Consider the following 10,119-nt stretch of genomic DNA (forward strand, 5'->3'; position numbering starts at 1 on the left):
CCGAAGAAGTGCCCGCCGAACCATCCCAAATGCTAACGGGACAAGCTCCGCCCGAATACGCGTTCGATAGCGGCCGCGGAGACCGGATCATCTGCCGCGCGGCCGACAATTTCGCCTCTGACGAGACCATCGCCAGCTTGGAATGTGGAAATGGTCGGCCAGGTCGAACGGATCGCTATTGCAACCTTGCGGTGTTTCTGAGCAAGGACGTTCCCAGGGCGTAGTTGGGGGCGTGTGATGTTCTGGCGTGGCGCGGCGTTGTGCATCGCCGCAGGATTGTTGGTGGCCTGTGCGAGCGAAAGAACCGGTTTTGATTATGTCGCGGTGATGCAAAGAACCGGTCCGCCGAGGCCGGGACAGTCGCGCATTGTCGTGCTCAGCGAAAAAGCCAGCGGCTACGATGCCGCCGCCTGTCAGTTGAAGATCGATGACGGTCCGGAGAGCCTGCTGAAGCCGGGCACCTATATTTATGTTGATCGTCCAGCGGGCCGGCACGAACTGCTCGCCACCCAGAAGCTCTTTCCGGGTGACACCAGGCGCGATATTGCCACCGAATCCGGCCGCACCTATTTTTTCGCGATCAAGAACAGTCAGCGGGCCAAGACGGTGACCGGTATGGCGATAGTCGGTGGGCTGGCCGGCGCGCTGGTGGCCTCTGCGGCCACCGCCGGAAGCGATAATCCAGGGCCGGTCGATCTGGATCCTTTGGATGAATCCACTGCGAGAGCGACACTCGCGCAGCTGCAACTGGCGGAATAGCACCAAGGGACCAGCAAATCGCGGGCCGAACACCGAGATAGAGGCCGGCCCAGCCTCTGAATCCGGCCTTATTTCCTTGCGTCTGGCGCAAAACCGGCTATATAGCCGGCCATCTCACACGGAAACATGGCTGAAGAGGCCGTCCGGTGGCAGCCGGGCCGTAAGGGCCCGTTTGCTCACACGTTTCCGGAGGAACCAACCGGAGAATTGAACCACATGTCGCTACCCGACTTCTCGATGCGTCAGCTGCTCGAAGCTGGCGTGCACTTCGGCCACCAGTCGCATCGCTGGAACCCGAAGATGGCGGACTACATCTTCGGTACCCGCAACAACATCCACATCATCGACCTCGCCCAGACCGTGCCGCTCTTGCATCGTGCGCTGCAGGCGGTCAGTGATACGGTCGCCAAGGGCGGCCGCATCCTGTTCGTTGGCACCAAGCGGCAGGCACAGGATGGCGTTGCCGACGCCGCCAAGCGTTGCGCGCAATACTTCGTCAACTCGCGCTGGCTCGGCGGCACGCTGACCAACTGGAAGACGATTTCGGCCTCGATCAAGCGGCTGCGGCAACTCGACGACGTGCTCGCGTCGGGCGAAGCCAACTCCTATACCAAGAAGGAGCGGCTGACGCTGCAGCGCGAGCGCGACAAACTCGACCGCTCGCTCGGCGGCATCAAGGACATGGGCGGCTTGCCCGACATGATCTTTGTGATCGACACCAACAAGGAAGACATCGCGATCGCCGAAGCCCGTCGGCTCAACATTCCCGTTGCCGCGATCGTCGACACCAATTCGGATCCCAAGGGTATCACCTTTGTAGTGCCGGGCAATGACGACGCCGGCCGCGCCATCTCGCTCTATTGCGATCTGATCGCGCGTGCTGCGATCGACGGCATTTCCCGCGCGCAGGGCGATGCGGGCATCGATATCGGCGCTTCGCCGGCTCCGGTCCGCGACGACGTCGCGCCGGCCGTGCAGCCTTCGGTCTTCCAGGGCTTGGCCGGACCGCGTGGCGCTGCCGATGACCTCAAGAAATTGACCGGCGTGTCCGGCGCAATCGAGAAGAAGTTCAACGATCTCGGTATCTTCCATTACTGGCAGCTCGCCGAGCTCGATCATGATACCGCCCACCAGATCGGCGAGGAGGTCGGACTTCCGAGCCGCGCCGATGCCTGGGTCGCGCAAGCCAAGGCGCTGACTGCGGAAGCGGAATAGCGGAATATCGACACGGGTTGGCCGGCTCGCGCCGGCCACACGTCCAGTTGACGCGAGTTCCTGATGACGGTCGGCGGCTGTGCGGCAAGCGCCGCGCCGCCGTCGGCGCAAGCACAGGCAGAAGGACACTCTCACGATGGCTACAATCACTGCAGCGATGGTCAAGGAGCTGCGCGAATCGACCGGCGCGGGAATGATGGATTGCAAGGCTGCTCTCACCGAGAGCGCCGGCGACATGCAGGCGGCCCAGGACTGGCTGCGCAAGAAGGGGCTGTCGAAGGCCGCGAAGAAGGCCGGCCGCGTTGCCGCGGAAGGTTTGATCGGTGCGCTGACCGGCGGCACCAAGGGCGTGGTGGTCGAGGTCAATTCCGAGACCGATTTCGTCGCGCGCAACGAGCAGTTCCAGGGCCTCGTCAAGATGATCACGCAGGTCGCGCTTCACGTCGGCGCCGACGTTGAGAAGATCAAGGCGGCGAAGGTCGGCGACGTCACCGTCGAGACCGCGATCGCGGATGCAATCGCGACCATCGGCGAGAACATGACGCTGCGCCGCGCGGCCTCGCTCGATGTCGGTCAGGGCGTGGTGTCGAGCTACATCCACAACGCCGTCATCGACGGCGCCGGCAAGATGGGCGTGATCGTGGCGCTGGAATCCGCCGGCAAAACCGACGAGCTGTCGCAGCTTGGCCGCCAACTCGCCATGCACGTGGCCGCCGCCAACCCGCTGGCGCTCGACCCCGCCGGTCTCGATCCCGAACTGGTACGCCGCGAAAAGGACGTGCTCGCCGACAAATATCGTCAGCAGGGCAAGCCGGAGAACATGATCGAAAAGATCGTCGATTCAGGTTTGAAGACTTACTACAAGGAAGTCTGCCTGCTCGAGCAGGCCTTCATCCACGATGCCGGCAAATCGGTCGGTCAGGCGGTCAAGGAAGCCGAGGGCAAGGTCGGCGCGCCGTTGAAGATCACCGGCTTTGTCCGTTATGCGCTGGGTGAGGGAATCGACAAGCAGGAATCCGATTTCGCCGCCGAGGTCGCAGCCGCCAGCGGCAAGAAGTGACCTCCGCGACATCATTCCGGCGCGAAGGCCGCGCCGGAATCGGTTCGCGCGGGGCGAGAGAGTGAATGGCACATGGCTGAGCCGGTGTATCGTCGGGTGGTGATCAAACTGTCGGGCGAATATCTCGCCGGCAGCCAATCCGCCGGTATTGACCAGCCCACCGTCGACCGCATTGCCGACGATCTGATCGCGGCCCAAAAACTCGGTACCGAGATCGCGGTCGTGGTCGGCGGCGGAAACATGGTCCGCGGCGTCGAAGTGTCCTCCCATGGCGTGTCGCGGACGACCGGCGATACCATGGGCATGCTGGCGACCGTGATGAACTGCCTGGCGCTGGAGTCCTCGATCGAGCGCAGGGGGACGCCGGCGCGCACGCTTTCGGCGTTTGTCATGCCGGAGATTTGCGAGCTGTTCACGCGCGCTGTAACGCACAAATACCTCGCCGAGGGCCGTATCGTGCTGCTTGGCGGCGGCACCGGCAATCCGTTCTTCACCACAGATACCACGGCCGTGCTGCGGGCCGCGGAAATCGACGCGCAGGTGGTGCTGAAAGCCACCAATGTCGATGGCGTCTACAGCGCCGACCCCAAAAAAGATCCTGCTGCCAAGCGGTTCGACCGCTTGACTCACGCGCAGGCCATTCAGGGCGGCTACAAGGTCATGGACGCGACTGCATTCGCGCTTGCCCGTGAGACGTCGCTGCCTATCATCGTATTCTCGATTGCCGAACCTGGGTCGATTGGCGCTGTTCTGCGCGGCACGGGGCACGGCACCATCGTCGCCGACTGACGGGTTTGCGATGCCGGAGGCGCGCTGTCAGGGGGCAGTGACGAGAGGTTTGCAGAAGGGAGAGCGTTATGTCCACGGACAAGTTCGACATCAACGAGTTGAAGCGCCGCATGCAGGGCGCGACCCAGGCGCTCAAGCACGAACTTGGCGGTCTCAGGACCGGTCGGGCCGCAGCCTCAATGCTCGAGCCGGTGCAGGTCGATGCCTATGGCACGCATATGCCGCTGAATCAGCTTGCGACCATCAGCGTGCCGGAGCCGCGCATGATCTCTGTGCAGGTCTGGGACAAATCGATGGTCAAGGCCGTCGAGAAGGCCATTGTCGATTCCAATCTGGGGCTGTCGCCCGCCACCGAAGGGCAGGTGCTGCGGTTGCGGATTCCCGAGCTCAACGAGGAGCGCCGCAAGGAACTGGTCAAGGTCGCGCATAAATATGCCGAGGCCGCGCGTGTCGCGGTTCGCCATGTCCGGCGCGACGGGCTCGATACCGTGAAGAAGCTCGAGAAGAACCACGAGATTTCCGAGGACGACCAGGAGCGTCTGGCCGCCGACGTGCAGAAGGTGACCGATGGCATGATCTCGGAAATCGATCAGATGCTGGCGGCCAAGGAAAAAGAAATCCTCACGGTTTGAAGGATCGACCGATGTCGAGCGCCGCCGTGCCCGCCAGCAAAGAGCAGGATCGCGCGGATCGTCCGTTGCACGTGGCGATCATCATGGACGGCAACGGGCGCTGGGCGGCGGCACGCGGGCTGCCGCGTGCCGAGGGACATCGCCGTGGGGTCGAGGCGCTGCGCCGCGTGGTGCGGGCCTCGCGCGAGCTCGGTGTTCTCTACCTGACCATATTCTCGTTCAGCTCGGAAAACTGGTCGCGGCCCGCGAGCGAGATCGGCGACCTGTTCGGACTGCTGAAGCGCTTTATCCGCAACGATCTCGCAACATTGCATCGCGACGGGGTCAGGGTCCGCATCATCGGCGAGCGCGTCGGGCTCGAGCCGGACATCTGCGCGCTTCTCAACGAGGCCGAGGAGCTGACCCGCGATAATACCCGTCTCAATCTCGTAGTCGCCTTCAACTATGGATCGCGTCAGGAAATCGCCCGTGCCGCGCAGCGGCTGGCGCGCGAGGTGGCACAGGGCAGCCGCGATCCATCATCGATCGACGCCGACACGCTCGGTCGTTCTCTGGATGCGCCCGATATCCCCGATCCCGATTTGATCATCCGCACCAGCGGCGAACAGCGGCTGTCGAACTTCCTGATGTGGCAGGCGGCCTATAGCGAGTTCGTGTTCGTGCCGATGCACTGGCCGGATTTCGACAAGGCCGCGCTGGAGAGTGCGATAGCCGAATACGCCAGACGCGAGCGCCGGTTCGGCGGTCTGGTGGCGAAAACCGCATCGTGAGCGAGCAGAAAGCCGTGCCGGCGGCGGGTTCCGAGCAGGCTTCGCACAATCTTCTGATGCGCACCGCCGCCGCTCTGGTGCTGGCGCCGCTCGCGATCGGCGCGGCCTATGCCGGTGGCTGGTTCTGGACCGCGCTGGTGATTCTGGCCGCGATCGGCCTCTATGTCGAATGGCTGATGGTCGTGAGCGCGCCGCGCGAGATCGGCGTCGTGGCGATCGGCGCGGTGGCGCTTGCGGTCGCCGGCTCCTGTCTGGCGTTGCGCCAGATCGATGCGTCGCTGGCGGCGGCGCTCTTCGGACTCATGGCCGCAGGCCTGTTGTCGCGTCGGTTCTGGACGGCGGCAGGATTCCTCTATGCCGCGATGGCACTGACCGCGTCGCTCCTGGTCCGGTTCGACGAAGCGCAGGGATTTACTGCGCTGGTTCTGGTGCTGCTGGTGGTTTGGGCCACCGATATCGGCGGCTATTTCGCCGGCCGCCGCCTTGGCGGCGCGAAACTCTGGCCGCGGGTCAGCCCCAACAAGACTTGGGCTGGCGCGCTCGGCGGGATGGTGGCCAGTCTTTTCGTCGCTGGCGGTTTTGCCGCACTCGACCTCGGCAAGACCTTGCCGATGCTGGTTCTAGGGGCTTGTCTCTCGATTGCCTCGCAACTCGGCGATCTCTTTGAATCTGCAGTCAAACGTCGCTTCGGCGTCAAGGACTCCAGTCATATCATCCCCGGCCATGGCGGGTTGCTCGACCGCCTCGACGGCTACGTCGCGGCAATCGTCCTGGCTGCGATTTTCGGGCTTTTGCGCGGTGGCGTGGATGGCGTCGGCCGGGCTCTTATGGTTTGGTGAAAAAATGAGCGCAGTCCCATTGCGGAATAACCGAACCGCGGCCTCGGCCGTGCGAACCGTCACCGTGCTCGGGGCCACCGGCTCGATCGGCGACAGCACGATGGATCTGTTGCGGGCCTCGCCCGACCGCTACCGGGTCGAGGCGCTGACGGCCAATTCCAATGTGCAGGCGCTGGCGAAGCTGGCGAAGGAGTTTCGTGCGCAATTCGCCGCCATCGCCGATCCCGCTCGCCTGGGCGAACTGAAACAGGCGCTGGCCGGCACGCGGACAGAATGCGGCGCCGGCGAAAGCGCCGTGATCGAGGCTGCCGCACGTCCGGCGGATTGGGTGATGGCAGCGGTCAGTGGCGCAGCCGGCCTCAAGCCCGCGCTCGCCGCAGTCGATCGGGGAGCGACTGTCGCGCTCGCCAACAAGGAGTGCCTGGTCTGCGCCGGTGATTTTTTCATGCAGCGCGCCGCCAAGGCCGGTGCCTGCGTGCTGCCGGCCGATTCCGAGCATAATGCACTGTTCCAGGCACTTGGCTCGGGCAATCGTGAAGAGCTGGTTCGTGTCATCATCACCGCCTCCGGCGGCCCGTTCCGCACCTGGGCTGCCGCCGACATCGAGCAGGCGACACTGGCGCAGGCGCTGAAGCATCCGAACTGGAGCATGGGACAGAAGATCACCATCGATTCCGCGTCGATGATGAACAAGGGGCTCGAGGTCATCGAAGCCTCCTATCTGTTCGCGCTGACGCCCGATGAAATCGAGGTGCTGGTCCACCCGCAATCGATCGTCCACGGCATGGTCGAATTTTCCGATCGTTCGGTGGTCGCCCAGCTCGGGGCGCCCGACATGCGCACGCCGATCGCGCATTGCCTGGGATGGCCAGACCGAATCAAGGGGCCTGCAGCACGGCTGGATCTCGCCAAGATTGGCCAGCTCAGCTTCGAGGCCCCGGATTTCGAGCGATTTCCGGCCCTTCGGCTGGCTTACGATTCCTTAAGGACCGGCAACGGGGCAACTACGGTATATAATGCAGCCAATGAGGTCGCGGTCGCGGCTTTCATCGGCGGCAAGATCAAGTTCGGCGCGATCGCGCGCCTTGTGGAAGCGACCATCGATGCCTGGATCAGGTCCGGGAATCTGGCGCCCTTGAACTCTGCCGATGACGCCATTGCCGTCGACCACGGCGCGCGAAACAAGGCTGCCACCCTCTTGCCTCAAATTGCCTTGAAGGCATCCTAGAGGGTTGCGAACGGGAGCCTTCGGCTCTGGGATAGGGGAAACGATGTCCGAATTTTTTCTTCATGGTTTCAGTGTGTTGAGCCATGGGCTCATCGGCTATGTGGTCCCTTTTTTGTTCGTTCTGACGATCGTCGTGTTCTTTCATGAACTCGGTCACTTCCTGGTTGCCCGCTGGGCCGGGGTGAAGATCTTGACGTTCTCGCTCGGCTTCGGACCCGAACTTGTTGGCTTCAACGACCGCCATGGCACCCGCTGGAAGATTTCGGCGATTCCGCTCGGCGGTTATGTGAAGTTCTTCGGCGACGACACCGAGGCCTCGACCCCGTCGGCCGGCGCGCTTGCCAGCATGACCGAAGAGGAACGGGCCGGCAGCTTTCACCACAAGAAGGTGGGGCCGCGCGCCGCCATCGTTGCCGCCGGGCCGGTCGCCAATTTCCTGCTCGCGATCGTAATCTTTACCTGTCTTTTTACTTTCTTTGGCAAGCCGAGTACCTCGGCCCGCGTCGACAAGGTTGAAGACAACAGCGCCGCCGCCGCCGCGGGCTTCCAGGTTGGCGACATCGTGATGGCTATTGACGGCAGCAAGATCGACAGTTTCTCCGACATGCAGCGGGTCGTCGGTACGCATGCTGGCGACACCCTGACCTTCACGGTCAAGCGCGGTGATTCGACGGTGGAACTGCATGGCACGCCGCAGCTCAGGGAAGTCAAAGACCCGTTTGGCAATGAACACCGAATTGGCGTGCTGGGAATCACCAGGCAGACCGCCGCAGGCGATGTCGTGACCGAGCGGGTCAACCCGGCGACCGCGCTCTGGCTCGGGGTGAAGGAAACCTGGTTCGTGATCGACCGCACACTGGCCTATATCGGCGGGGTCTTCACCGGCCGCGAGGCGGCCGATCAGGTGGGGGGACCGCTGCGAATCGCCCAGATTTCCGGCCAGGTGGCCACGATCGGCATGGCCGCACTGATTCACCTCGCCGCGGTGCTTTCGATCTCCATCGGGCTCCTGAACCTGTTCCCGGTTCCGCTGCTCGACGGCGGACACCTTTTGTTCTATGGGGTCGAAGCGGCGCGCGGACGACCTTTGTCGGAGCGGGCCCAGGAAATGGGTTTCCGAATCGGGCTTGGCCTGGTGCTGATGTTGATGGTGTTTGCGACCTATAACGACATCTTGCATCTGGCGGCATCGTGAGGCGGCTTTTTTGTGACGTTGCGCAATGGCAACGTCCTGGAATGAAATTGGAATCGGACCGTGTTCCAACGTTTGCCCCCCCGGTTAAATTGGCTACAAGCGATGCATCGAATGGGAATCTGCCGGGCTGCGGGGGTGTAGGCCGGCACTGGAATGACAAGGGCGCGTGGCGGATGAAGTTTGGAATGCGAGTCCGGGGGGGCTTACTCGCCGCCCTGATCATGTTCGCCGCGCCGGTGGTTGCGACGCTGGCGGCTGCGCTGGTGTCCGGCCCGGCTGCCGCGCAGACTGTCAATTCGATCGAGGTGCAGGGCAACCGGCGCGTCGAGATCGAGACCATCCGATCCTATTTCAAGCCGGGGCCGGGCGGTGTGCTCGATGCGGGCGCCATTGACGACGGCCTCAAGGCCCTGATCGAGACCGGCCTGTTCCAGGACGTGAAGATCAACCGGACGGGCGGCCATCTGGTCGTCAGCGTGATCGAAAACCCGGTCATCAACAAGGTCGCCTTCGAGGGCAACAAGAAGGTCAAGGACGAGCAGCTTTCGGCGGAAATCCAGTCCAAGGCGCGCGGCACGCTGTCGCGGCCCATGGTGCAGTCCGACGCGCAGCGCATCGCCGAAATCTACCGCCGCTCCGGGCGTTATGACGTGCATGTCACGCCGGAGATCATTGAGGAGCCGAACAACCGCGTCGATCTGGTGTTCACGATCGCCGAGGGACAGAAAACCGGCATCAAGTCCATCGAATTCGTCGGCAACAGCTATTACTCGTCCTATCGCCTGAAGGACGTCATCAAGACCCGCGAATCGAATCTGCTGAGCTTCCTTGGCGGCGCCGACGTCTACGATCCGGATCGGGTCGAAGCGGACCGTGATCTGATTCGCCGCTTCTACCTGAAGCATGGCTTCGCCGACGTGCAGGTCGTGGCTGCGCTGACGGAATATGATCCGGACCAGAAGGGCTTTCTGGTCACCTTCAAAATCGAGGAAGGTCAGCAATATCACGTCGGGTCGGTGCAGTTTCAGTCCAGCATTCCAGGGCTCGATGGCAACACGCTGAGCAGTTATTCAGAGGTGCATGTCGGCGCGCTGTATAACGCGGAAGCGCTGGAGAAGTCGGTCGAGCAGATGCAGATCGAGGCCTCGCGACGCGGCTTTGCCTTCGCGATCGTGCATCCGCGTGGCGACCGCAACTTTGATGCGCACACCGTCACAATCGTGTTTTCGATTGACGAAGGGCCGCGTACCTACATCGAGCGGATCGAAGTCCGCGGCAACACCCGGACCCGCGACTACGTGATCCGGCGCGAGTTCGATATTTCGGAGGGCGACGCCTACAACCGTGCGCTGGTCGATCGGGCCGAGCGCCGGTTGAAGAACCTCGATTTCTTCAAGGACGTGAAGATCACGACCGAGCCGGGTTCGTCGAGCGATCGCGTGATCCTGGTCGTCACTCTCGAAGAGAAATCAACCGGCGACTTCTCGGTATCCGGCGGTTATTCAACCTCCGATGGTCCGCTCGCCGAAGTCAGCGTGTCCGAGCGAAACTTTCTCGGCCGTGGCCTGTTTGCCAAGGCTTCTGTGACTTACGGCGAGTTTGCGCGTGGCGTGTCGCTGTCCTATGTCGATC

The 10,119-nt window shown here is 63.0% G+C and carries 10 protein-coding genes; all 10 read left to right on the top strand.

Translation table 11 applies throughout. From position 1 onward, the window contains the following. Positions 1-237 precede the first annotated feature (237 nt). Positions 238-759, top strand: coding sequence for a DUF2846 domain-containing protein (locus WCB02_RS27550; protein WP_423962916.1), 522 nt, complete (start codon positions 238-240; stop codon positions 757-759). Between the two features lie 216 nt (positions 760-975). Then, on the top strand, positions 976-1,974 hold the full coding sequence (locus tag WCB02_RS27555) for a 30S ribosomal protein S2 (protein ID WP_423962917.1): 999 nt from the start codon (positions 976-978) through the stop codon (positions 1,972-1,974). Between the two features lie 136 nt (positions 1,975-2,110). Then, on the top strand, positions 2,111-3,034 hold the full coding sequence (gene tsf, locus WCB02_RS27560; RefSeq protein ID WP_423962918.1) for a translation elongation factor Ts: 924 nt from the start codon (positions 2,111-2,113) through the stop codon (positions 3,032-3,034). A gap of 72 nt (positions 3,035-3,106) precedes the next feature. Next, a complete protein-coding gene (gene pyrH / locus WCB02_RS27565) occupies positions 3,107-3,823 on the top strand; it encodes a UMP kinase (protein WP_423962919.1) in 717 nt (238 codons plus the stop codon). A 68-nt stretch (positions 3,824-3,891) separates the two neighbouring features. Continuing rightward, the gene (gene frr / locus WCB02_RS27570; protein ID WP_423962920.1) at positions 3,892-4,455 is read left to right on the top strand and encodes a ribosome recycling factor; all 564 of its coding nucleotides are present in this window, start codon (positions 3,892-3,894) and stop codon (positions 4,453-4,455) included. An 11-nt stretch (positions 4,456-4,466) separates the two neighbouring features. Next, complete coding sequence (locus WCB02_RS27575) at positions 4,467-5,225, top strand: isoprenyl transferase (RefSeq protein WP_423962921.1); 759 nt, start codon at positions 4,467-4,469, stop codon at positions 5,223-5,225. Then, positions 5,222-6,064 (top strand): phosphatidate cytidylyltransferase, encoded by an 843-nt coding sequence (locus WCB02_RS27580; protein WP_423962922.1) that lies wholly within the window; start codon positions 5,222-5,224, stop codon positions 6,062-6,064. The genes WCB02_RS27575 and WCB02_RS27580 overlap by 4 nt, the downstream gene beginning before the upstream one ends. A gap of 4 nt (positions 6,065-6,068) precedes the next feature. Then, positions 6,069-7,292, top strand: coding sequence for a 1-deoxy-D-xylulose-5-phosphate reductoisomerase (gene dxr, locus WCB02_RS27585; protein ID WP_423962923.1), 1,224 nt, complete (start codon positions 6,069-6,071; stop codon positions 7,290-7,292). Positions 7,293-7,335: 43 nt separating this feature from the next. Further along, positions 7,336-8,487, top strand: a complete 1,152-nt coding sequence (gene rseP, locus WCB02_RS27590) for an RIP metalloprotease RseP (protein ID WP_423962924.1) — start codon at positions 7,336-7,338, stop codon at positions 8,485-8,487. Between the two features lie 173 nt (positions 8,488-8,660). Further along, a partial coding sequence (gene bamA, locus WCB02_RS27595; RefSeq protein ID WP_423962925.1) for an outer membrane protein assembly factor BamA occupies positions 8,661-10,119 on the top strand: 1,459 nt, incomplete at its 3' end.

This window comes from Bradyrhizobium sp. (genome assembly GCF_049581145.1).
In the GTDB taxonomy this organism is placed as follows: domain Bacteria; phylum Pseudomonadota; class Alphaproteobacteria; order Rhizobiales; family Xanthobacteraceae; genus Bradyrhizobium.